Origin of the sequence: Geobacillus genomosp. 3 (assembly GCF_000445995.2) — a bacterium.
GTDB lineage: Bacteria > Bacillota > Bacilli > Bacillales > Anoxybacillaceae > Geobacillus.
Map to the genome: position 1 here is coordinate 2,456,434 of NC_022080.4, position 22,383 is coordinate 2,478,816.

Here is a 22,383-nt window from a genome sequence, read left to right on the forward strand (position 1 = left end):
TTCCCTCCTTTTCAATAAATCGTTTCTTTAAAGAAAAATCCGGTATCAAGGCGGCGGTGCGGCGGCTGGAGCGCCTCAACGGCTGCAAGCAGCTCCTCTTTTTCCCGCTCATACTGCCCGCGGTCTTCGGCGCACATATCAATGGCGCGGCGGTACAGTTTCGTCACTTCCGTAATGTAGCGCGGTTCATGCAAAATGCCGTCGATTTTAAAACTGTCAATGCCGGCTTCGATCATGTCGCCGAGCTCGTCAATGATGCAAAGATCGTTCGGGCTCATAATGTGTGTGCCGTTCTCGTCTTCAAAAATCGGGTATTTATAGTCACGTTCCTTGTCGTACAGGAACAGCCCTTTCTCATGCTTTTTCCGCTCGATCTCCATCACGTTTCCTCGGTACTCAAAATAGTTGCCGATGAGCGAGCGCTTTGACTGATACATGCACGTCGCCCCATGCACTTGCACTTCAATCTCCACTTCAGCATGGGCTTTAATTTCCAAAATGGCGTCCATGTTCAACTCGCGGGCCAAGACGGCGCGTTTTGCCCCTTTTCGCCCCCAGTAGTTGCACGTATACCAGTTTGTCGCGGTCGTTTCCGTGCTCCAATGGAGCTTCATATGGGGAGCGGTTTCCCGGACCGTCAACAGCACGGCCGGATCGCCAAAGACGATGGCGTCGGCGCCTACGCTAGCGACAAAGGCGACGTAATCGGCGAGCTCGTCCACTTTTTCGTTATGAAAAATGGCGTTCATCGCTACATAAGCGTTCATGCCGTGCCGGTGAGCCGCCTCGACAGCCGCGGCGACATCGGCGCGGGAGAACTCTCCAGCGAGCCGCAAGCCATAGCGCTGTTCGCCGACCATCACAGCGTCCGCTCCCGCTTCAGCCAGTTCATGAATATGGGAAACGCTCGTCGGCGTGACGAGCAATTCCGGTTTTTTCATTCTCGTTCACCTCGTTTTTTCGATATAGCCAGCCCGTCGCCGACCGGGATGATGACCGTGTCGTAATCGTTCCGGGCCATAAGCCATTCGTTGTAGCGGCGGATTTTTTTGGCGATGTTCCAAAGCCGCTTATTGCCACCGGGCGCTTCAGCGGCGACGAGTCCTTTAAACAACACGTTGTCGCTAATGATGAGGCCGCCTTCGGCCAGAAGCGGCTCATAGAGTGTAAAAAAGCGCTCGTATTGCCCCTTGGCGGCATCGATAAAGAGCGCATCAAACGGCGCAACGGCGGCGACATCGGCCCCAACCGCGAGCGCATCGCCGAAAACCGCTTCGATTTGCCGCCCGGTATTCGTCTTTCCGATATAAAAACGGGCGCGTTCGTACCGCTCCCGGTCCCGTTCAATCGTCACAATGCGCGCCTCCGGCAGCGCTTTTGCCATCCGGATCGCCGAATAGCCGATCGCGGTGCCGATTTCCAAAATGCGGCGCGGTCTGGCGGTCTTCAACACGAACAGCAGCACTTCCATGCTCACCGGATCCATAATCGGCACGCGGTGTTCACGCGCGTACCGCTCCATTTCCGCGATATCCGGATCTGGCGCCGGGCGCAGCTGCTGCAAATAACGAACGACATCGTTCGGAAGCAAGGCGATTCCTCCCCGGCATCAACAAAGTGAAAAGCGCCTGCCTAGAGCCGAACTGCAGCCCAGAGGTTTGCGCTTCATCATCATGAAAAATAAGAGCCGCAAACGGACTCTTATCATGGATCTGTTCAACTTTATTTATACTACCATAAAACTGCGAAAAAGCGAAGCTGTTTGGCCCGTTTGGCCAACAACTTCCGTTTTGCTCTATTGTTTCCCAATATGCTTCGCTTTTTCCCGGTTATGCTCCGCCAGCGTTTTGGTGAAAATGACGTCGCCAGCCGGTGTTGCCAAAAAGTACAAATAGTCGGTCACGGCCGGGTTGAGCGCCGCTTCAATTGACATCTTGCCGGCATTGGCGATCGGCCCCGGCGGCAGCCCCCTGTGAATATACGTATTGTATGGCGAATCGACTTTTAAATCTTTGTAAAAGACACGCTCTTTATGTTTGCCGAGCGCGTATAAGACGGTCGGGTCAGTTTGCAGCGGCATGCCGAGGCGCAGCCGGTTGTAAAACACGCTGGCAATTTTCTCACGGTCGGCTTTTTCGGTCGCCTCTTCTTCAATTAACGACGACATGGTCAACAACCGGTGCGGCGACAGCTGCCGTTCTTTCATCATCCTCTCGTATTGGTCGATCACCGCCGCCGTTTTCGCCACCATCGCCTCAATGATTTCCGAAAGCGGCGGTTTTTTGTCGGCAAACACATATGTGGCCGGGAACAAGTAGCCTTCCAACGGATAGCGGATATTTTGGTGAAAAATGTCGTTCGTTAATAAGTCTGGGTATGTTTTCATCAGCTGTTCAATGTACTTGCGGTCGTTGAGCAGCTTCATAATGTCTTCTTGATCGTATCCCGTTTTCGCAGCGATGAGATCAGCGATTTGTACAAGTTGCGATCCTTCGGGGATCGTCAGCTTCAATCCGATTTTCAACGACTTCCCGGTTTTTAACAGCTCAATGATGTGTGTCATCGGCATCGCCCGCGTCAGCTCATACTCCCCGGCTTGAAAGCCGGACTCGTTTTTCCAGCGGACGTAGTAGCGGAAGACAGCCGCACTTTGAATGAGCCGTTTTTGTTCAAGCAGTTCGGCGATGTCTGCCGCCGACGAACCGACCGGAATCGACACGTGAACCGGGGTGCGGTCGCCTGGGTCAACCGGCGCGAACGCTAGGCGGATGTATAGGAAACTGCTGACGCCGGCGATGACGAGCGCGGTCAGCAGGCCGGCGCAAACGAGCAAGACGATTTTTCGTACAAGCCGCGCCTTAGGCGTCTGAAAATCGCTTTGTTTCATCTTCAGCCTCCTTTCACCGGTCATATTATACTACAAATTTCTTGTTTTTTCGCCCTTTCGTGACAAGAAAAGCTTCGCATGGACGGATCCTTTGAAACTCATCGCCTGCGGCTCAAAAAATTCGCCAAAAAAACGGCTGCCCGCAGGCAGCCGCTTCATCTGTTACACTTCGTCTTCTTCTTGCTCAGCGCAAAACGTATTCCACACTTCTTCGATCATGTCCCACTCTTCTTCCGTCTCAATCGGAAGCAGTTCGCCTTCCTCATGTTCGTCGCCGGGGATGAACGCCGAAACGTGCACTTCTGTCTCGCCGTCTTCATCTTCGGCCTCAGCGCTGACCGGATAATAAAACACATACGATTTGCCAAAATCGTCCGATTCAAACGTAAACAAAATTTCACACAACTGTTCGTTGCCGTGTTCATCGACCACGGTAATATGATTGTCTCCATGTTCCATTGCCATTTTCCTCCCGTTCACCGTTTACTGTCCAAGTACGATTGCAAAATGACAGCCGCCGCCATTTTGTCGATCACTTTCCGCCGCTTTTTCCGGCTCACATCGGCAGCGATCAACATCCGCTCGGCGGCCATCGTCGACAACCGTTCATCCCAAAGCACGACCGGCAAGGAAAACTCCTCGCGCAGCCTGGCGGCAAACCGCTCGCTTGCCTCAGCGCGCGGCCCGAGCGTGCCGTTCATGTTTTTCGGCCATCCGACGACGATCGTATCGACGCCGTACTCATCGATAATGGCGCGCAGCCGCTTGAGGCCATAGTCGCCGCGCTCCTCATCGATGGCGATCGTCTCCAAGCCTTGCGCCGTCCAGCCTAGTTCATCGCTGACGGCGACGCCAAGCGTTTTCGTTCCGAGATCTAGTCCCAACGTCCGCATCAGTTAATCCTTTCGTTGCCCCTGTAAATAGAATTTCACCAATTCCTCGATTAATTCATCGCGCTCAATTTTGCGGATGAGCGTGCGCGCATCTTTATGTCGCGGGATGTAAGCCGGATCGCCGGACAATAAGTAGCCCACAATTTGGTTGATGGGGTTGTAGCCTTTTTCCTGCAAGGCGCCATACACCGTCAACAACACTTCGCGAACGTTCGTTTCAGCCGGCTCCTCCGGGAAATGAAACTGCATCGTTTGGTCAAACGAGCTCACCGTTTCCACCTCGCTCTTTATTCGGGCCATCCCGTCCTCTTACATCCATTGTACACGATTCGCGCCCATTTAGGAAATGGATTTGACCCATGTTTCGACATAATCAAGCGCTTCGCCGACTTTGTTCACGTCTTTGCCGCCGGCCTGCGCCATGTCAGGACGTCCGCCGCCCCCGCCGCCGCAGCGTGAAGCCACTTCTTTGACGAGCTTGCCGGCGTGGTATCCTTTTTTCACAAGATCATCGGTCACCGCAGCAATGAGTTGGACTTTGCCGCCTTGCACAGCTGCTAACACAATGACTGCCGTGCCTAATTTTTGCTTCAAGTCATCCGCCATCGCCCGCAGTTGGTTCATGTCGTTCGCCTGCACTTTCGCCGCCAACACTGGGACGCCTCCTACGTCTTTCACCTGACGGGTGAGGTGTTCCGCTTCCAGATGAGCGAGGCGGGCAGCAAGCGACTCGTTTTCGCGCTGCAGCTGCCGCAGCTCGGCAAACACCCCATCGAGACGGGCTGACAGTTCTTTCGGGCTCGTTTTTAGCTTTTGCGCCGCTTCTTGCAAAACAGCGAGCTGTTCACTCATAAAGCGGTACGCCGCTTCCCCGGTCACCGCCTCAATGCGGCGCGTGCCGGCGCCGATGCCGGATTCGGAGACGATTTTAAACAAGCCGATCGCCGACGTGTTCGGCACATGGCAACCGCCGCACAGCTCTAAGCTGTAGTCGCCCACCTTGACGACGCGGACGATGTCGCCATATTTTTCGCCAAACAACGCCATGGCCCCCATCGCTTTCGCTTCCTCAAGCGGTTTATAGAAAATATCGACAGGGGTGCTTTTCCAAATTTGTTCATTAACGATGGCTTCAATGCGCTCTAGTTCCTCCGGTTTTACTTGCCCAAAATGGGTAAAGTCAAAGCGGAGCCGATCCGGGGCGACGAGAGAGCCAGCCTGATTGACATGGCGGCCAAGCACATCTTTTAACGCTTGATGAAGCAAATGGGTCGCCGTATGGTTTTTCACGATTTGCGCCCGCTTCGCTTCATCAACGCGCGCTGTATACACCGCGCCTTTTTTCACCGTGCCGCGTTCGACGGCGATCGCATGAAGATGCTGGCCGTTTGGTGCCTTCTGAACGTCTTTGACGACCGCTGTTCCTGTCTCACCGGCAAACGTGCCCTGGTCGGCGATTTGCCCGCCGCTTTCGGCGTAAAACGGCGTTACATCGACGATGATTTGCGCTTCTTCACCAGCTCCAACTTCCTCAACAAGCTGCCCGTCTTTGACGATGGCGAGAACGGTGGAAGAAGCGACGAGCTCATCGTAGCCGACAAAGCGGCTTTCGTCTTTAATGTCGCCAAGGACGCCGCCTTGCACCTGCATCGAATCCACGTCTTGGCGGGCGGCGCGCGCCCGTTCGCGCTGCCGTTCCATCTCCCGTTCAAACCCATCATGGTCGACTTTCATTCCGGCTTCGGCCGCGTATTCCTCCGTCAGCTCGACCGGGAAGCCGTACGTATCATACAGGCGGAATACATCCTCGCCTGGAATGACGTCGCTTCCTTCGGCTTTGGCCTTCTCGATCACATCGCTTAAAATGGCGAGTCCTTCGTGAAGGGTTTCATGGAACCGCTCTTCTTCATTCCGGATGACCCGTTGGATAAAGTCGGCTTTTTCTTTCACTTCCGGATAGTAGTCGTGCATAATTTCGCCGACGACCGGAACGAGTTCGTACATAAACGGGCGTTCAATGCCGATTTGCTTCGCATAGCGCACCGCACGGCGCAGCAAGCGGCGCAATACATAGCCGCGGCCCTCGTTTGACGGCAGCGCCCCGTCACCGATTGCAAACGTAACCGCGCGAATATGGTCGGCGATCACTTTAAACGCGACGTCTTTCTCCCGGTCTTCGCCATACCGCTCGCCGGCGATTTGTTCAGTCGTACGGATGATCGGCAGGAACAAATCGGTTTCAAAGTTGGTCGGCACATCCTGTAAAATCGAGCACATCCGCTCTAAGCCCATGCCGGTATCAATGTTTTTCTTCGGCAGCGGCGTATACGTGCCGTCCGGGTTATGGTTGAACTGGGAAAAGACGAGATTCCACACTTCCAAATAGCGGTCGTTCTCCCCACCCGGATACAGTTCCGGATCGTTCGGGTCGTTGCCAAACGCTTCCCCACGATCGTAAAAAATCTCTGTATTCGGGCCGCTTGGGCCTTCACCGATATCCCAGAAGTTCCCTTCGAGACGAATGATCCGCTCTTCTGGCAAGCCGATTTCGTGATGCCAAATGTCGTACGCCTCTTCGTCTTCCGGATGAACGGTGACCGACAACCGTTCCGGATCAAAGCCGATCCATTTGTCGCTTGTTAAAAACTCCCATGCCCAGTGAATCGCTTCGCGCTTGAAATAATCGCCGATGGAAAAGTTGCCGAGCATTTCAAAAAACGTATGGTGACGCGCCGTTTTTCCGACATTTTCAATGTCGTTTGTACGGATCGATTTTTGCGCGTTGCAAATGCGCGGATTGTCCGGAATAATGCGGCCGTCAAAATATTTTTTCAACGTCGCGACGCCGCTGTTGATCCATAATAGCGACGGGTCGTCGACCGGAATGAGCGAGGCGCTCGGCTCGACCTCATGACCTTTTTCTTGGAAAAACTCCAAAAACATGCGCCGCACTTCGGCAGATGTCAGCTTTTTCATGATGATCCTCCCCTTTGGTCTTTTATATAAAAAAACTCTCATCCCCTTGCAGGGACGAGAGTTATGCTCGCGGTACCACCCTGTTTATGGGCAAAAAGCGCCCATCACCTCTTTGGCCGTAACGCAGCCTTGCGTCAGGTTTTGCCTGCGCTCCGGATTAGCCTTCTGTTGCCCTTCATCTGGAATTTCTTTCAGCCGCGGAAATTCCTCTCTGTGCGCGGGATTGCGCGTTAAGATGGACTGCAACATACTCGATCCGTCATCGCGTTATAGATTTGCGTTTTTCACTGAAAAATTATAGACAAGCAGCAAGCATTTGTCAATGCGGGGCATAATGCTCTTTCCAATGCGCAAGAGCCACTTTCAGCACCGCCGCAGCCGGAACGGCGAGAATGAGGCCGGGCACACCGGCAAGCTCACCGCCGGCAAACAACGCCAACATAATGATGAGCGGATGCATGTGCACGCTTTTGCCCACAATGAGCGGTGATAAAATATTGCCTTCTAAAAACTGCAAGGCAAAAATGATGATCAGCACGATAATGACCATTTTAAGCGAAATGGTCGCCGCCAAAATCGCCGCCGGGATCGCGCCGATCAACGGACCGAAATACGGAATAATGTTCGTTAATCCGATGATAAATCCAAGCAAAAGCGGATAGTCCATGCCGGCGAGCCAAAGGCCGAGCGACGCCATCAGGCCGATCGCCGCACAGACGAACAGCTGGCCGCGAATATAGCCGCCGAGCGACTCGTCAACATCTTTTAAAAACGCCATCCCCGGCCCGCGCCACCGCTTTGGCGTCATATACCAAACCGCTTTTTTCAGCACGTCGATATCTTTTAGCATATAAAACACGATAAACGGAATGAGGAGAAATGTCGCTGCTGAACCAATAAACGATTGGGCCGCGCTCATCGCCATCGTGACCGCCTTGGCAGCAGCCTGCTCAAGTTGCACAAACATCGCTTCAATACGCGTGTGCACTTCCATCGGCCACGTCGACGTTTCATCGTGGATATAGCGCGCCCACTGCCGGTATGTATTCATCAATGATGGCAACCGTTCGTCCAATTCGCGCAGCTGGGCGATCAGCACCGGTATACCGCGATACATGCCGTAGCCGATCGAACCGAAAAACAAGAAATAAATGAGCAAAATGGCAAGTGCCCGCGGCATCCCTTTGCCATGGATATACTCCACGAGCGGATGCAACAAATACGTAATAAACGCCGCCAGCAAAAACGGGGCCAGAGCGGTGGCGATAAAATCGACGACCGGCCACCAAACTTCTTTCATCCGGACGATTAAATAGACGATTGCGGTCACGAGCAGCCATTTTCCGATGCGGAGAAATGACAGCCATTGTTGCTCCCCCATCGCCACACCTCCTACCGTTTAGTGTAAGAGATAGGAGGAGAAATATGCCGTCCTGATCCTTCCGCTATTTGGTAACAGACAAAAAACCGCCGCCACCGCCGTTCGGGCGGAAGGCGGCGGGGCCATCAGCGGATCGCTTGCATCAAGCGGCGGCGCATTCTCCGCATCGTGCGGCCGTTCATCCAATCGTTGCGCTGGGCAAGCTGATAAGCAGCGACACCTAAACCTACGGCCAACAGCGAAGTCATCGTCCGGTTCATGCCTGTCCCCCCTAAAATTGGATCGTGCGCTCATGGTCGTCAAACAAGTCGTCGAGAGAGCTTAGCGTCCCATCTTCCTCGACTTGATGGGCGTGAATCATTCCTTTCGAGACAGACAGCTCAATAAAGCAATCCCAGCAGTAATATTGGTTGACACCGATCTTCCCTAAATTTTTCCGTTTGCAATTCGGGCAAATGAGCATCGACAGCCACTCTCCTTACCACATTGTTTCGACGGTGACGACGCCTTCCTTGGCGGTGAACGGAGCTGCCTCCATTCGTTTCTTTCCTTCGGTCAAGTCAGAAAAAAATCCCTCGCTAATCTCGTATCCGTCAATTTTGCCCAATTGCCCATCAAAATATACATCATCAAGCAAGCCGATCGTTGTTCCGTCTGCGGCGACAACCATACTGCCGGCGATGCCGCGCTCACCGTAAAGAGAGTGGCCGCTTTCAGGAGAGGGAAACGGCTGGAAGCTGTCAGCATCACGAATGATGATCCGGTCGTGTTGCAACGACTGCACGGCCGAAAGCGGCAAGTAGCGGCGGCGGCCAAATAGGCCGCTCCGTTCCGCGACAAGCCCTTTGACCGTTCCGTGGCTGGTAAACCAAATGTCGGCGATCGCCCCGACCGCTTTCCCTGTCGTTTGTTCATAAATGGGAAGCCCTTTGACGTCGGAAAACGTCCGCATCATTCTCCCCACCTTTCCAGCCACTTTTAGCTTGACTCATCGCCCATAAAGTCATACGGCGTAACGTTTTCCATCCCGATGTCCGCATCTTCAAGCGGCAGCTCACCTTCGACAAACGGCGCAGCCGCAGCCGCCAGCTTTTCGGCAAGCGCCGTCTGGCGCGCTCCGTCGCCCCGCTGGGCAACACCGAACCGAAACGCTTCTTCCTCGCCACACAAAATGAGAAATTGCTTGCTTCTCGTCACTGCCGTATACAGCAAATTCCGCTTCAACATCCGGTAATAACTTTTGACGACAGGTAAAATGACGATCGGAAATTCGCTCCCTTGCGCCTTATGGACCGAGCAGCAATACGCATGGGTAATTTGCGCCAAGTCTTGTCTTGTGTACGTCACTTCAATGCCATCAAACGAGACGACGAGCAAGTCTTGCTTTTCTGTATTTTCTTTGGCGTAAAAAATGGCGACGACTTCACCGATATCGCCGTTAAACACGTTGTCTTCCGGCTGATTGACGAGCTGCAGCACTTTATCGCCGACACGATACACCACATCGCCGATCGAAAGCTCCCGCTTCCCGTCAGCCGGGGGATTGAACAGCCCCTGCAGCACTTTGTTTAGCTGATCGATGCCGGCCGGGCCGCGGTACATCGGAGCGAGCACTTGAATGTCTTTGACGGAAAACCCTTTGTTGCGTGCGTTGTCAGCAATTTGCCGGACGACATCCGCCACTTGTCCGGCGCGGCAGCGAATAAAGGAGCGATCCGCCTTCGGGGCGGTTAAGTCAGCCGGCACGACGCCGCGCTTCATCGCGTGGGCGAGCCCGATGATCGACGATCCTTCCGCTTGGCGATACACCTCGGTCAGCCGCACCGACGGGATAACGCCTGACTCGAGCAAATCTCTCAACACTTGGCCTGGTCCGACGGACGGAAGCTGATCTTCGTCGCCCACAAAAATGACTTGCATCCCGTCCGGCACTGCCTTTAACAGCTGATTGGCCAACCATGTATCGACCATTGACACTTCATCAACGACAAGCAGCTTGCCGGCAATCGGCTCATGTTCATCATGGCTGAACCCTTCCGCTCCGTTCCAGCCAAGCAGCCGGTGAATCGTCGCCGACGGCAGCCCAGTCGCTTCGCTCATCCGCTTTGCCGCCCGGCCGGTCGGAGCGGCGAGCAGCACCGGAAACGGCTCGCCGCTTTTGTAATGGGCGGGATCGAGCGATACACCGTTTAGAGAGGCAAACAGCTCAACGATCCCTTTAATCACCGTTGTTTTTCCGGTTCCCGGCCCCCCCGTTAAAATGAAAAGCGGTGATGAAAGCGCCCGTTGGATCGCCTCTTTTTGCTGGGGGGCGTATTGCATTCCGAGCCGCTCCTCGAGCGCCCCAAGCGCCAGCAAAAACTCCGACTCAGGAAATGAGGCCGATGGCGGCGTTTGCCCGAGCAACCGCCGAATGTTGGCGGCGATCCCCTTTTCGGCGAAGTAAAGCGAGGGAAGATAATAACGTCCTTGTTCCACGATCAGCTTTCCTTCTTCGCTTAACATCAGGAGCGTCTGTCCGATGGCTTGTCCATCGACCGCCCCGTTCGGGTTCCCGCCAAGCAGTTCGCCAATGCGGCTGACGAGCTCTTCCTCCTTCATATAGACGTGACCTTCTTGCAAGCATACCTGCTCAAGGACAAACAGGCAGGCGGCGCGCAGCCGGGCCGGATGGCTGCCGGAAATGCCGAGCTGGCGCCCGAGGTCATCAGCGCGGCCAAAACCGATCCCTTCAATGTCTTCGACGAGCTGGTACGGATTTTCATGAATGATATCCATCGTCTCTTCGCCGTATGCCTGGTAAATTTTCATCGCCAGCTGCGGGCCAAAGCCGAGCTGGGTGAGAGCGATCATGGTCTGTTCGAGCCCTTCATGGGCGCAGAGTGTTTCATACAACTGTTTCGCCTTTTGCTTCGTCAGCTTCGGCACGCGCAAAAGCGCCTCCGGATCGCGCAAAATCACGGCGATCGCGTTTTCGCCGAGCGCCTCAACAATCGCTGTCGCCGTTTTTTTACCGATCCCTTTAAACAAGCCGCTTGACAAATAATGAATGACTCCTTCTTTCGTATTCGGAAGCTGTTTGCGGAACTGCTCGGCCGCATACTGGCGGCCAAAGCGCGGATGTTGGCGGAACTGTCCGTAAAAGACGTACACATCCCCTTCATTCAAACGAGGAAAATAGCCGGTGACAACCACTTCTTCCTCGACAGCCGCTTCGTTCGTTTCTTCCACGCGGATGCGGACGACAGTATATAAGGTTTCCTCATTGTGGAAAATAACACCTAAACATGCCCCTTTAATAAACGTACGTCCGTCGAGCGCGAGCGATTGCTGCTCTTGCACCCGTCATCCCCTGCCTTTTTTACGGCGCAAGCCGCTTTTCTGCCAGCTTCTTTCCATACCCGGCAAGCACGTGATCCGGATTAACGTCCAAAGCGGCGGCAAATAAATCGCGGGCAGCGGCTGGATCGTCTTTGTACACATAAATGACCCCTAAATTGTAATAGGCGTCAGCATGGCGCGGATCCCGCTCCAATGTTTTTTCGAAATACCGTTTCGCCTCATCGACATAATCGAGGGTGGCGAGGCAAAGACCGAGTTGAAAGAGCGCCTCAGCATCCCCCTCGTTCAGTTCCGCTGCCCGCTGCAAATACGGCAGCGCCAGGCGCGGCATCTCAAGCCGCGATAGCGACATGCCGAGCATAAAGTGCGTATCGGCATCATCAAGCCCTAGTTGGAGCGCCCGCTCAAACATATTTTTCGCTTCGGCAAACTGCTCGCGCCTGTAGTGCACCGTGCCGATGCCATAATAGGCTGCCGCCGCCTGTTCATCAAGCGTGAGCGCCTGCCGGAAGCATTCGAGCGCCTTCTCTTCCTCGCCGGCTGCGGCCAAAACGGTGCCGATGTTAATATAGCCGGCCGGGTCATCCGGATATTCATTCACCGCTTCAGAAAAGCAACGGAGCGCTTCTTCGTATTCCCCTGCGCGCATATGCGAAAGCCCTTGTTCATTGAGATTGGCCACCGCTCATCCCTCCCAAACTTGCATGTCAGTACATTCGTTCGCTCTTCTCCGGCAATTGCAAAAACCCCTCAACCAAACACTCGGTTGAGGGTTCACCGCTAGCGCGGCATAATTCCAGTCAGCCGACATACCAAAGTTTTTCACCGTTGCGAAACACTTCGTCAATCGTGCCACCGCCGAGACATTCGTCACCGCTGTAAAAAACAACCGCCTGACCCGGCGTCACCGCCCGCGCCGGCGCATCGAACACAACTTCGGCTTTGCCGTCCGGAAGCGGACGAACTTCGACGCCGACATCCGGCTGGCGGTAGCGGAATTTCGCTGTGCAGCGGAACGGCGCTTCCGGCTTGCGGTCGGATACCCAGTTGACGTGGACTGCTTTTAATGATGTGGAGTACAAATAATCGTTTTCAAACCCTTGGGCGACATAGAGCACGTTTTCGCGCACATCTTTGCCGACGACAAACCATGGTTCGCCGCTGCCGCCGATGCCAAGCCCATGGCGTTGGCCGATCGTGTAATACATCACCCCGTCATGCCGCCCTTTCACCTCGCCGTCGAGCGTTTTCATCACCCCGGGCTGGGCCGGCAAATACTGGCTTAAAAATTCTTTGAAGTCCCGCTCGCCGATAAAGCAAATGCCGGTGCTGTCTTTTTTTCCGGCGGTGGCAAGCCCGGCTTCTTTCGCGATCCGGCGCACATCCGCCTTGTGCAAATGGCCGATCGGAAACATCACTTTCGATAGCTGGGCTTGGCCGAGCTGATTTAAAAAGTACGTTTGGTCTTTGTTCGGATCAGCCCCGCGCAACATTTTAAATTCACCGTCACGAAACTCGACGCGGGCGTAATGGCCGGTCGCCACATAATCGGCGCCAATCGACATGGCATGTTCCAAAAACGCCTTGAATTTAATTTCTTTGTTGCACATCACGTCCGGATTCGGGGTGCGCCCGGCTTTGTATTCGTCCAAAAAGTACGTAAACACTTTGTCCCAATATTGCTGTTCAAAGTTGACCGCATAATACGGAATGCCGATTTGGTTGCAGACGCGCACAACATCTTCATAATCTTCGGTCGCCGTACAAACGCCGTTTTCATCAGTGTCATCCCAGTTTTTCATAAAAATGCCGATGACATCATACCCTTGCTCTTTGAGCAGCAGCGCGGCAACCGACGAATCGACTCCGCCGGACATGCCGACAACGACGCGCGTTTCGTGTGGCGCTTTGTTCATGCCGTTTCACCTCCTTACCGGTCGGTGAGCCGCTTGACAATGTTCACCGTTTCTTCAGCGGCTCGCTCAATTTGTTCTTTTGTATTGCCAAGTCCGAAGCTGAAGCGGACAGACGAGCGAATGCGATCGGACTCCTTTCCACACATGGCGACAAGCACATGTGACGGGTCGATTGATCCGGCCGTGCACGCCGATCCGCTTGAGGCGGCGATACCGGCTAAGTCCAGGTTCACAAGCAGCGATTCGACGTTCGTTCCCGGGAAAGCAACATTTAAAATATGCGGCAAACCGTCCGGACTGCCGTTGACCGTATAGTCGATGCCTGAAGAGCGGAAAACGTCAAGCATCGCCTCGCGCCAAGCCGCGTACTGCCTGCGCTTTTCATCCCTCGTCCGCTCCACAATCTCCGCCGCCTGCGCCAAACCGATCATGCCGGGTACATTTTCCGTCCCGGCCCGTCGTTTTCGCTCTTGTTCGCCGCCGAACAGAAGCGGGGTGATTTTCACCGTTTCCCGGACATAAAGCGCCCCACTCCCTTTCGGACCGTTAATTTTATGGCCGGAAAGCGACAACAAATCGATGCCGTATTCGTTGACATCAATCGGAATAAGCCCGTACGCTTGGACAGCATCGGTATGAAAGTAAGCCGGGTGATCGCGCAAAAGCGCGCCAATTTCACGGACCGGCTGAATCGTGCCGATTTCGTTGTTGGCAAACATGATTGAAACGAGAATCGTCTCATCGCGCAACACGGCTTTTACATCGTCGACCGATACGAGCCCTTGTTCATCAACCGGCAAATACGTTACGTCAAATCCTTGCCTTTCTAAATATTCGCAAGCGCGCAGCACGGCGTGATGCTCAATGGCGGTCGTAACCACATGGCGGCCGCGGCTGCGGTTGGCCGTCGCCGTCCCGATGATCGCAAGGTTATCGGCTTCTGTTCCCCCGCTTGTAAATACAATTTCCGTCTCTTTCGCCCCGAGGCTGCGGGCGATAGTTGCCCTCGCTTCGTCAAGGGCGCGGCGGCTTTGCCGGCCGAAGTAATGGATGCTTGATGGGTTGCCGAACTGTTCGGTCATCCAGTGGACCATGCCGGCCGCCACATCCGGATGCACCGGGGACGTGGCGGCATGGTCCAAATAAATCCGTTGCACCAGTCATTCTCCTTTCTGTGCGTCAAATATAAAACATATATGCCCCTTCATCCCCGTCGCTATACTTCGCCAAATCTTCCAATGTTGTGCTGTCGAGCACTTCCTCGACCGCATCACGGATGCGGATCCATAGCTCGCGCTTCGCCGGCTCCTCCTCTTCAAGCTCCTCGACCGGAGTGAGCGGCCCTTCAAGCACGCGCAAAATATCGCCGGCGGTAATTTTCGCCGGATGCTCGGCAAGCACATAACCGCCATACGCCCCGCGGATGCTTTTGACGAGTCCGGCGTTGCGCAGCGGTGTGACAAGCTGTTCCAAATAATGTTCCGATAAATTGTTCGCTTTGGCGATCGAACGAAGCGAAATCGGGCGGTCGCCATATTTTTTGGCCAATTCGATCATAATCGTCAACCCGTACCGGCCTTTCGTTGAAATTTTCATCATATCCCCCCTAACGGCTTACCCCTTGCACATGAACGCTCGTCGTCCCGAGCAGGCGGCCGGTCATTTTCCGGCATTGCGGCAGCGCCAGACCGGCGACCGAGCCGATCGTCACACAAAAAAGAAGCGTGCCGAACGACACCGGACCACCAAGCAGCCAGCCGACAAGCAACACGAGCGTTTCCATTCCAATGCGAATGTACGCCACCTTCCATTTAGTCAACTCGGTCAGGGCGAGCATTAAACTGTCGCGCGGACCGGCGCCGACACCGGCGGAAATGTATAGCCCCATGCCATAACCGGACACGATGATGCCCGTCATTAACATTGCATATTGTTCGAGCGGCCATTCTGGTGTTTTCAGCTGGGGAATCATCATCCACACATCGATCAAAATCCCAACTGTCACCATATTCAAAAAGGCGCCAAGCCGCGGCAGCCGCCTTACGAGCAGGGCGGAAACCGCGAGCACCCCCACCCCGACAATGATCGACCATGCGCCGATCGTCAAACCAAATTGTCGCTGCAGGCCGATATGAAGCACATCCCATGGCGCACAGCCGACGTCAGCTTTAATCGTCAACACGATCCCAAACGACATGACGAGCAACCCGGCAAAGTAAATGCTCCACCGCAGCCATGGGATATAAGTATGGGTCATGATGGATGCGCCTCCTCTGTTAAGCCAATCGCCTGTGTTATTATACCATAAATGCCCCTTCCATTCACGACTCAACATGGTTCTCTTGACTCAACTGCCGGAGCCGTCGGTACACTTTGGCATAATACTTTTCCTCGCCATGCTCTTTCGGTTCGTAATAGCGAACGCCTTCAAGAACGGATGGCAAGTAAGCTTGGGCCACCCACCCATTTGGATAATCGTGCGGATATAAATACCCTTTCCCGTGTCCAAGCACAGCCGCTCCTTTATAATGGGCATCTTTTAAATGGTCCGGAATCTCGCCAAGCTTGCCGGCGCGCACGTCAGCCAGCGCGGCATCGAGCGCCTTGTAGGCGCTGTTTGATTTTGGGCTCAAACAAAGCTCAATCGTCACAACGGCAAGCGGAATGCGCGCCTCCGGCAGCCCGATCCGCTCCGCCGCTTCCACTGCCGCCTGCACTTTCACTCCCGCCATCGGGTTGGCAAGCCCGATATCTTCGTAGGCGATGACGAGCAGCCGCCGGCAGACAGCCGCTAAATCCCCGCCTTCAAGCAGACGCGCCAAATAATGAAGCGCAGCATCGGCATCGCTGCCGCGTACGCTTTTTTGAAACGCAGACAATAGCGAGTAATAATGATCCCCGTATCGATCATGAATAAAGCCGCGGTTGGCGGTGCATGAGGCAACGATATCCTCATCAATATACAGGCGGCCGTCGCGTTCATCAGCAGCGGCGACTGCCGCCTCAAGGAGCGAGAGCGCGGCGCGTGCATCCCCGCCGGCCGCCTCGGCAATGCGCCATAACAGCGCCTCATCGATGACCACCGGCTTCGCTCCAACGCCGCGTTCCGGGTCAGCGAGCGCCCGTTTTAAAATCACGAGTAAATCAGCCGGCGGAATCCGCTTTAACTGCTGAATTTGCCCGCACCGGCTGCGGATCGCGGGATTCACCTCATGAAATGGATTTTCGGTCGTCGCCCCAATCAGTGTCACCAGCCCGGATTCCATGTGTGGAAGCAGCACATCTTGCTGCGCTTTATTTAGCCGATGGATTTCATCGATGAACAAAATGACGTTGCCCGACCATCGCGCCGCTTCGGCCGCCTCTTCGATCTCCTTTTTCCCGGACGATGTCGCGTTAATGGCAATCAATTCCCGCCCGGCGGTGCGGGCGATGGCATAAGCGAGCGACGTCTTCCCCGTCCCCGGCTCCCCGTAAAGCAATAGCGACGGCACATACCCTTTTTTAATCATTTTATAAAGCGGTGTCCCGGGTCCGATGATATGCGCCTGTCCGACGATGTCATCAATCGTCTGCGGCCGCATCCGCACCGCGAGCGGTTCCGTCGTATGTTGCATGCTGATTCCCCCCTTCGTTTCATTGTACAGCGGCAGCGCCCGCTTCGCCAAATACAACCTCACCGCTTCTGGCGTAAAACGTCCATTTCTTTCGGTAATATGTAGTAGTAGACTCGTTGAATGGGGCAGTGCAGCTCAGCTGTCATTGCGTATGTTGAACCAGCCGGCGCCTTACTGCTTTGCACCAATCCTTCGCGGTGCAACGGCAAGCAGGAAAGGGAAAATGATGAAAATAAAGAACGTGAAGTTTAAATTGGAAAAAGAACGGAAAAACTATTATCATATCAACATTACATTTGCGGGGTGGACATCATGAAGACAAGACAGGATGCATGGTCACACGAAGAAGATGTACTGCTCGCCGAAACGGTGCTGCAATACATACGCGAAGGAAAGACTCAACTTGCCGCCTTCGAAGAGGTCGGAAGACAGCTGCACCGGACAGCGGCGGCATGCGGATTCCGTTGGAACGCCGAAGTGCGGAAACGGCATCTTGAAGCCATCGAGCAGGCGAAGAAGCAACGAAAAGAGCGGAAACGGGCGTTAGAGATGATGAAAAAATGGCAAAAAGAAGCGAACGCTATAACATTCGCCTCTTCCGATGCAACCCAGACCGCCCAAGGGTCATCCTCATTTCTCCCGGCCGCTCCGTTGACGCTCGACCAATGCATTTCCTTTTTGCAAACGCTGCAGCGCGATGCGGAACAGTTGGAAGCCGTCCGTCAAGAAAACGAGCGGTTAAAACGGGAACGAGCCGAATGGCAAGCGCACAATGAGCGGTTGGCGCAAAAATTGGAGCGCTTGGAGGCGCGCCAAACGACTGTCCAAGAAGATTACGAGGCGCTTGTCAAAATTATGGCCCGCGCCCGCCAGCTTGCTTCTGAAGAAGGCGAGCGCCTTTCCCTCGCCCAACTGCTTCTTGCCGAAACGGACGAACAAAGCGAACCGATGGCCCATTCATAACGAAACAAGAGGCGATGACATGCATCGCCCCTTATTTTTTTGCATCGTTTCCTTATTCCCCGACACGGGCAATCGGGATATCTTTTAATAATTCATTGACCACGTAGGACGCCATAATGAGTCCGGCTACAGATGGAACAAACGCGTTCGATGACGGCGGCATTTTCGCCTTGCGGATCGGTGAAGCGTCATTGCCGACGACCTGGCGGACATCCTCGCGGATTTTCACCGGCTTCTCGTCGGAAAAGACGACCGGGATGCCGCGACGAATCCCTTCTTTGCGCAGTTTGGCCCGGATCACTTTGGCAATCGGATCCGTGTGCGTTTTGGAAATGTCGGCAATGCGGAAACGGGTCGGATCCATTTTATTCGCCGCCCCCATGCTTGAAATGATCGGGATGCCGCGCTCCAGACATTGTTTCATTAAATGGACTTTATACATGATCGTATCGGATGCATCGACGACAAAATCCAAGTTATAAGCGAAAAATTGCTCATACGTCTCTTCCGTATAAAACATTTGCAAGGCGATGACCTCGCACTCCGGGTTAATGTCGGCGATGCGCTCTTTCATCAGCTCGACTTTCGGACGGCCGATCGTCGACAACAAGGCGTGAATTTGGCGGTTAATGTTGGTAATATCGACATTGTCACGATCCACGAGCACCAACCGGCCGACACCGGAACGGGCAAGCGCCTCAACGGCGAATGACCCGACACCGCCAACCCCGAGCACCGCGACGGTGGCATTTTTTAACTTTCCAAGCCCTTCTGAACCAATTGCCAGTTCATTGCGAGAAAATTGATGAAGCATCGTTCTCCTCTCCATTTGTTTAGAAATTGATCATGATGCCGCTTTTTATCCTATCATTAAGGCTGCCCTAGTGGCAACGGCATTTTGCTGGCAAAACAAAACCCCCTATGCTCTTGCCGGCACAAGGGGCATCGTTCTTTTATTCTCCTATGTATACCAGTCCCAATCGTGCCGTCGATGCCTTCGTTTTGAACCCGCTCCCACATAGGTGGGTGCCCTGTTCCAAGGTTTGCGCTTCCCCCGTAACGAAGGGGCATGCACGCCGCCTGGAAACCCCGGGCTCCCGGATCATCTACTGTTCGGTCAAAACGATGGGTGACCCGACGAACACATTAGGACGGTTGGTTGATTTGATTGTATCATATTTTTCAGCGTTTGTGAACACCTGCTGTTGATGTTTCTCTTTCGAGCGACGCTGCTATTCCCGATCGGAGGGCACAACGGTCAGATGCAGTTCCTCGAGCTGTTTTTCGCTGACCGGCCCCGGCGCTTCAGTGAGCAGACAGCTCGCGCTCGCTGTTTTCGGGAAAGCGATCGTGTCGCGCAAGTTCGTGCGCCCGGCTAAGAGCATAACAAGCCGATCGAGACCGAGGGCGATGCCGCCGTGGGGCGGGGTGCCGTATTCAAACGCCTCAAGCAAGAAACCAAACTGGCGGCGCGCTTCTTCATCGCTGAACCCTAAGGTGCGGAACATTTTTTCTTGCACATCGCGCTCAAAAATGCGGAGCGAACCGCCGCCAAGCTCATAACCGTTTAACACCAAATCGTACGCCTGCGCGCGGACGGCGCCTGGGTTTGTCTCAAGCAGCGGGATATCGTCGCGCACCGGCATCGTAAACGGATGGTGGGCAGCGTAATAGCGGCCTTCCTCTTCGTCATACTCCAAAAGCGGCCAGTCGGTGATCCACAAAAACGCCAATCTCGTTTCATCGACTAAGCCAAGCTCTTTGCCAAGTTTCAACCGCAATGCGCCGAGGGCGGCGGCGACAACCGCCTTTTTATCGGCGACAAACAGCAGCAAATCCCCCTCTTCGACAGCGAGCAGCTGGCGCAGCGCCGTTTGCTCGTCGGCGTTGAAAAACTTGGCGATCGGCCCTTTCAGTTCACCGTTTTCCGCTTTCAGCCAAGCGAGCCCTTTCGCTCCGTAGCGGCTGGCAAACTCCGCTAACGCGTCAATGTCTTTGCGCGAATAGCGGCTTGCAGCGCCTTTGACGTTGATCGCCTTCACTTGGCCACCTTGCTCAACAGCACGGACGAACACTTGAAAAGAAGAGCGACGGACAGCTTCCGATACGTCGACCAGTTCAAGGCCAAAGCGCACATCCGGTTTGTCCGAGCCGTAGCGGCTCATCGCTTCGTCATACGTCATGCGCGGGAACGGGCGCGGAATGTCGATCCCTTTAGCCGCTTTCACGACCGCCGCCATCATCCGCTCTGTTAAATCGATAATATCTTCTTGGCTGATAAACGACATTTCGATGTCAATTTGCGTAAACTCCGGCTGGCGGTCGGCACGCAAGTCTTCATCGCGGAAGCAGCGGGCGATCTGGTAATAGCGTTCGAAACCGCCGACCATCAACAGCTGCTTAAAAATTTGCGGCGACTGCGGCAGCGCGTAAAATTCGCCCGGGTGGACACGGCTTGGCACCAAGTAGTCGCGTGCCCCTTCCGGCGTGCTTTTCGTCAACATCGGCGTCTCGACTTCCAAAAAACGCTCGCCATCCAAAAAATCGCGCACCGCTTTCGTCACCTTATGGCGAAGCGCAAGCGTTTGGAACATGATCGGGCGGCGCAAATCCAAATACCGATATTTTAAACGGACGTCTTCCGCCGCATCCGTGTCGTCAGAAATGGCAAACGGGGGCGTTTTCGCCTCGTTAATGATGTCAATTCGCTCAGCCTGGATTTCAATGCGGCCGGTCGCGATGTTTGGGTTGACCGTCTCCGGCGCGCGGGCGACGACCGTCCCTTCGACGCTTAATACATATTCGCTCCGCACGCGCTCTGCTGTCGCCAGCGCCTCAGCCGAGACGTCCGGGCTGGCGACGACTTGAACAACGCCCGTCCGATCGCGCAAATCGATGAAAACAAGCCCGCCCAAGTCGCGGCGTTTTTGCACCCAGCCTTTCAATACGACACGCTCGCCGGCCGCCGCTTCCGGCACTTCGCCGCAATAATACGTTCGCTTCATCATTTTTCCTCCTCCCGCGTTGCCCGTTCTATTAAAAAGGTCACCAACTCCCCAAACGGCACACTCGTCTGCTCGCCGCTCGCCATATGTTTTACAGCCGCTGACTGTTTTTCGAGCTCCTCATCCCCGATGATGGCGACAAACGACGCGCCAAGACGGTCGGCCGCCTTCAGCTGCGCCTTCATTTTCCGGCCCAAATAATCTTGATCAGCGCGCAGGCCGGCACGGCGCAATTCATAAACGAGGCGGACGGCCTCATCTTTCGCCCGCTCGCCAACCGCAACAACATAGCAGTCGATCCCTTTGCGGACCGGCAGCTCAATCCCTTCTGCCGCAAGCGCCGCCAAAAGGCGCTCAATGCTTAACGCAAAGCCGATTCCCGGCGTTTCCGGGCCGCCGATTTCTTGCACGAGCCCGTTGTAGCGCCCGCCGCCGCAAAGGGTCGCCGCTGCCCCAAACCCTTCGGCCTCGCTCATAATTTCAAATGTCGTATGGTTGTAATAATCGAGCCCGCGCACGAGCCGCGCGTCGATGACGAACGGAATGCCAAGCGCTGTCAAATATTGCTTCACCTTTTCAAAATACGCGCGCGATTCGTCATTCAAATAATCTAAAATCGACGGCGCTGACGCCATCAGTTCATGGCCGCGGTCTTTTTTACAATCAAGAATGCGGAGCGGATTCGTCTCAAGCCGCGCTTGGCAGTCCGGGCACAGCTCATGAATGCGGCCGGAAAAATGGCGGACGAGCGCTTCGCGGTGCGCCCGCCGGCTGTCTAAATCACCTAAACTGTTGATCACCAACCGGATGTGTTTTAGCCCGAGCGCTTCATAAATATGCATCGCTAACGCCATCACTTCGGCGTCAATCGCCGGATCGCTGCTGCCGAGCGCTTCAACACCAAACTGGACGAACTGGCGGAACCGCCCTGCTTCCGGCCGCTCATAGCGGAACATCGGTCCGGTGTAATACAGCTTGACCGGTTGGCTCGGGCTGCCGTACAGCTTATGCTCGACAAACGCCCGGACGACCGGCGCCGTTCCTTCCGGGCGGAGCGTCAGCGCCCGGCCGCCTTTATCTTCAAACGTGTACATTTCTTTTTGCACGATATCGGTCGTATCGCCAACACCGCGCAAAAACAGTTCGGTATGTTCAAAAATCGGCGTCCGGATTTCTTCATAGCCGTACCGGCGGCAAAGATCACGGGCAATTTGTTCGGCATATTGCCACTTTTCCGTCTCGCCTGGCAGCAAGTCTTGTGTCCCTCTCGGAATTTGAAAAGCCATATTCGTCCTCCTTTACACAAAAATAAAAACGCCCTTATCCCCATCATCGATAGGGACGAGAGCGTCATTCCCGCGGTGCCACCCTAATTGAAGCATACAAGCTTCCTCTTGTCGCCG

The 22,383-nt window shown here is 54.7% G+C and carries 22 protein-coding genes, 1 other RNA gene and 2 other annotated features (1 of these 25 only partly in view); of the genes, 1 reads left to right on the forward strand and 22 read right to left on the reverse strand.

Going from position 1 to position 22,383, the window contains the following annotated elements; all coding sequences use genetic code 11:
- Nucleotides 1-11: 11 nt before the first annotated feature.
- The 18 genes from M493_RS12285 to M493_RS12365 all read right to left on the reverse strand — a co-directional run bounded on the left by M493_RS12285 (nucleotide 12) and on the right by M493_RS12365 (nucleotide 17,012).
- Nucleotides 12-941 carry a peptidase U32 family protein gene (locus M493_RS12285; RefSeq protein WP_020960679.1) on the reverse strand — a complete coding sequence of 310 codons (930 nt, stop codon included), beginning with the start codon at nucleotides 939-941 and terminating at the stop codon, nucleotides 12-14.
- Nucleotides 938-1,591: an O-methyltransferase gene (locus tag M493_RS12290; protein ID WP_020960680.1), complete on the reverse strand. Its 654-nt coding sequence runs from the start codon at nucleotides 1,589-1,591 to the stop codon at nucleotides 938-940. Before M493_RS12290 ends, M493_RS12285 begins: the two co-directional genes overlap by 4 nt.
- A gap of 204 nt (nucleotides 1,592-1,795) precedes the next feature.
- The gene (mltG, locus tag M493_RS12295) at nucleotides 1,796-2,887 is read right to left on the reverse strand and encodes an endolytic transglycosylase MltG (protein WP_020960681.1); all 1,092 of its coding nucleotides are present in this window, start codon (nucleotides 2,885-2,887) and stop codon (nucleotides 1,796-1,798) included.
- 162 nt (nucleotides 2,888-3,049) lie between these two features.
- A complete protein-coding gene (locus M493_RS12300; RefSeq protein WP_020960683.1) occupies nucleotides 3,050-3,346 on the reverse strand; it encodes a DUF1292 domain-containing protein in 297 nt (98 codons plus the stop codon).
- 17 nt (nucleotides 3,347-3,363) lie between these two features.
- Complete coding sequence (gene ruvX, locus M493_RS12305) at nucleotides 3,364-3,780, reverse strand: Holliday junction resolvase RuvX (RefSeq protein WP_020960684.1); 417 nt, start codon at nucleotides 3,778-3,780, stop codon at nucleotides 3,364-3,366.
- A gap of 3 nt (nucleotides 3,781-3,783) precedes the next feature.
- Nucleotides 3,784-4,050: an IreB family regulatory phosphoprotein gene (locus M493_RS12310; protein ID WP_020960685.1), complete on the reverse strand. Its 267-nt coding sequence runs from the start codon at nucleotides 4,048-4,050 to the stop codon at nucleotides 3,784-3,786.
- 69 nt (nucleotides 4,051-4,119) lie between these two features.
- Nucleotides 4,120-6,756, reverse strand: coding sequence for an alanine--tRNA ligase (gene alaS, locus M493_RS12315; protein WP_020960686.1), 2,637 nt, complete (start codon nucleotides 6,754-6,756; stop codon nucleotides 4,120-4,122).
- 47 nt (nucleotides 6,757-6,803) lie between these two features.
- Nucleotides 6,804-7,028 (reverse strand) — a binding site (T-box leader).
- 47 nt (nucleotides 7,029-7,075) lie between these two features.
- Nucleotides 7,076-8,137, reverse strand: coding sequence for an AI-2E family transporter (locus tag M493_RS12320; protein ID WP_020960687.1), 1,062 nt, complete (start codon nucleotides 8,135-8,137; stop codon nucleotides 7,076-7,078).
- A 125-nt stretch (nucleotides 8,138-8,262) separates the two neighbouring features.
- Nucleotides 8,263-8,397, reverse strand: coding sequence for a YrzQ family protein (locus tag M493_RS17785; RefSeq protein ID WP_020960688.1), 135 nt, complete (start codon nucleotides 8,395-8,397; stop codon nucleotides 8,263-8,265).
- An 11-nt stretch (nucleotides 8,398-8,408) separates the two neighbouring features.
- A complete protein-coding gene (locus M493_RS12325) occupies nucleotides 8,409-8,600 on the reverse strand; it encodes a hypothetical protein (protein WP_008881018.1) in 192 nt (63 codons plus the stop codon).
- 15 nt (nucleotides 8,601-8,615) lie between these two features.
- Nucleotides 8,616-9,089 (reverse strand): PRC-barrel domain-containing protein, encoded by a 474-nt coding sequence (locus M493_RS12330; RefSeq protein WP_020960689.1) that lies wholly within the window; start codon nucleotides 9,087-9,089, stop codon nucleotides 8,616-8,618.
- A 26-nt stretch (nucleotides 9,090-9,115) separates the two neighbouring features.
- A complete protein-coding gene (locus tag M493_RS12335; protein ID WP_020960690.1) occupies nucleotides 9,116-11,479 on the reverse strand; it encodes an ATP-dependent RecD-like DNA helicase in 2,364 nt (787 codons plus the stop codon).
- 19 nt (nucleotides 11,480-11,498) lie between these two features.
- The gene (locus tag M493_RS12340) at nucleotides 11,499-12,161 is read right to left on the reverse strand and encodes a tetratricopeptide repeat protein (protein WP_020960691.1); all 663 of its coding nucleotides are present in this window, start codon (nucleotides 12,159-12,161) and stop codon (nucleotides 11,499-11,501) included.
- Nucleotides 12,162-12,279: 118 nt separating this feature from the next.
- The gene (mnmA, locus tag M493_RS12345; RefSeq protein WP_020960692.1) at nucleotides 12,280-13,395 is read right to left on the reverse strand and encodes a tRNA 2-thiouridine(34) synthase MnmA; all 1,116 of its coding nucleotides are present in this window, start codon (nucleotides 13,393-13,395) and stop codon (nucleotides 12,280-12,282) included.
- 14 nt (nucleotides 13,396-13,409) lie between these two features.
- Entirely contained in the window at nucleotides 13,410-14,552 is a 1,143-nt protein-coding gene (locus M493_RS12350; RefSeq protein WP_020960693.1) for a cysteine desulfurase family protein, read from the reverse strand.
- Between the two features lie 22 nt (nucleotides 14,553-14,574).
- Nucleotides 14,575-14,991 carry a cysteine metabolism transcriptional regulator CymR gene (cymR, locus tag M493_RS12355; RefSeq protein ID WP_011232042.1) on the reverse strand — a complete coding sequence of 139 codons (417 nt, stop codon included), beginning with the start codon at nucleotides 14,989-14,991 and terminating at the stop codon, nucleotides 14,575-14,577.
- Nucleotides 14,992-15,001: 10 nt separating this feature from the next.
- Complete coding sequence (locus tag M493_RS12360; RefSeq protein ID WP_020960694.1) at nucleotides 15,002-15,652, reverse strand: YczE/YyaS/YitT family protein; 651 nt, start codon at nucleotides 15,650-15,652, stop codon at nucleotides 15,002-15,004.
- A gap of 64 nt (nucleotides 15,653-15,716) precedes the next feature.
- Entirely contained in the window at nucleotides 15,717-17,012 is a 1,296-nt protein-coding gene (locus M493_RS12365; protein WP_020960695.1) for a replication-associated recombination protein A, read from the reverse strand.
- Between the two features lie 312 nt (nucleotides 17,013-17,324).
- Here M493_RS12365 and M493_RS12370 point away from each other — a divergent pair, with 312 nt between their 5' ends.
- On the forward strand, nucleotides 17,325-17,975 hold the full coding sequence (locus M493_RS12370; RefSeq protein ID WP_020960697.1) for an RsfA family transcriptional regulator: 651 nt from the start codon (nucleotides 17,325-17,327) through the stop codon (nucleotides 17,973-17,975).
- Nucleotides 17,976-18,027: 52 nt separating this feature from the next.
- Here M493_RS12370 and M493_RS12375 read toward each other — a convergent pair whose 3' ends face one another.
- The 4 genes from M493_RS12375 to hisS all read right to left on the reverse strand — a co-directional run bounded on the left by M493_RS12375 (nucleotide 18,028) and on the right by hisS (nucleotide 22,266).
- Nucleotides 18,028-18,789 carry a tRNA threonylcarbamoyladenosine dehydratase gene (locus M493_RS12375; RefSeq protein WP_020960698.1) on the reverse strand — a complete coding sequence of 254 codons (762 nt, stop codon included), beginning with the start codon at nucleotides 18,787-18,789 and terminating at the stop codon, nucleotides 18,028-18,030.
- 155 nt (nucleotides 18,790-18,944) lie between these two features.
- Nucleotides 18,945-19,131: non-coding RNA, 6S RNA (gene ssrS / locus M493_RS17790), on the reverse strand.
- A 76-nt stretch (nucleotides 19,132-19,207) separates the two neighbouring features.
- A complete protein-coding gene (gene aspS / locus M493_RS12380) occupies nucleotides 19,208-20,980 on the reverse strand; it encodes an aspartate--tRNA ligase (RefSeq protein ID WP_020960699.1) in 1,773 nt (590 codons plus the stop codon).
- Nucleotides 20,980-22,266 (reverse strand): histidine--tRNA ligase, encoded by a 1,287-nt coding sequence (gene hisS / locus M493_RS12385; RefSeq protein WP_020960700.1) that lies wholly within the window; start codon nucleotides 22,264-22,266, stop codon nucleotides 20,980-20,982. The genes aspS and hisS overlap by 1 nt, the downstream gene beginning before the upstream one ends.
- A gap of 48 nt (nucleotides 22,267-22,314) precedes the next feature.
- Nucleotides 22,315-22,383 (reverse strand) — a binding site (T-box leader) (it continues 162 nt past the right edge of the window).

Bases quoted from the DNA above. Each gene is read 5' to 3' on its own strand.
- M493_RS12285 (WP_020960679.1), bottom strand. From the start codon at position 941: ATGAAAAAACCGGAATTGCTCGTCACGCCGACGAGCGTTTCCCATATT.
- mltG (WP_020960681.1), bottom strand. From the start codon at position 2,887: ATGAAACAAAGCGATTTTCAGACGCCTAAGGCGCGGCTTGTACGAAAA.
- M493_RS12300 (WP_020960683.1), bottom strand. From the start codon at position 3,346: ATGGAACATGGAGACAATCATATTACCGTGGTCGATGAACACGGCAAC.
- ruvX (WP_020960684.1), bottom strand. From the start codon at position 3,780: ATGCGGACGTTGGGACTAGATCTCGGAACGAAAACGCTTGGCGTCGCC.
- alaS (WP_020960686.1), bottom strand. From the start codon at position 6,756: ATGAAAAAGCTGACATCTGCCGAAGTGCGGCGCATGTTTTTGGAGTTT.
- M493_RS12320 (WP_020960687.1), bottom strand. From the start codon at position 8,137: ATGGGGGAGCAACAATGGCTGTCATTTCTCCGCATCGGAAAATGGCTG.
- M493_RS17785 (WP_020960688.1), bottom strand. From the start codon at position 8,397: ATGAACCGGACGATGACTTCGCTGTTGGCCGTAGGTTTAGGTGTCGCT.
- M493_RS12325 (WP_008881018.1), bottom strand. From the start codon at position 8,600: ATGCTCATTTGCCCGAATTGCAAACGGAAAAATTTAGGGAAGATCGGT.
- M493_RS12330 (WP_020960689.1), bottom strand. From the start codon at position 9,089: ATGCGGACGTTTTCCGACGTCAAAGGGCTTCCCATTTATGAACAAACG.
- mnmA (WP_020960692.1), bottom strand. From the start codon at position 13,395: ATGAACAAAGCGCCACACGAAACGCGCGTCGTTGTCGGCATGTCCGGC.
- cymR (WP_011232042.1), bottom strand. From the start codon at position 14,991: ATGAAAATTTCAACGAAAGGCCGGTACGGGTTGACGATTATGATCGAA.
- M493_RS12360 (WP_020960694.1), bottom strand. From the start codon at position 15,652: ATGACCCATACTTATATCCCATGGCTGCGGTGGAGCATTTACTTTGCC.
- M493_RS12365 (WP_020960695.1), bottom strand. From the start codon at position 17,012: ATGCAACATACGACGGAACCGCTCGCGGTGCGGATGCGGCCGCAGACG.
- M493_RS12370 (WP_020960697.1), top strand. From the start codon at position 17,325: ATGAAGACAAGACAGGATGCATGGTCACACGAAGAAGATGTACTGCTC.
- M493_RS12375 (WP_020960698.1), bottom strand. From the start codon at position 18,789: ATGCTTCATCAATTTTCTCGCAATGAACTGGCAATTGGTTCAGAAGGG.
- aspS (WP_020960699.1), bottom strand. From the start codon at position 20,980: ATGAAGCGAACGTATTATTGCGGCGAAGTGCCGGAAGCGGCGGCCGGC.
- hisS (WP_020960700.1), bottom strand. From the start codon at position 22,266: ATGGCTTTTCAAATTCCGAGAGGGACACAAGACTTGCTGCCAGGCGAG.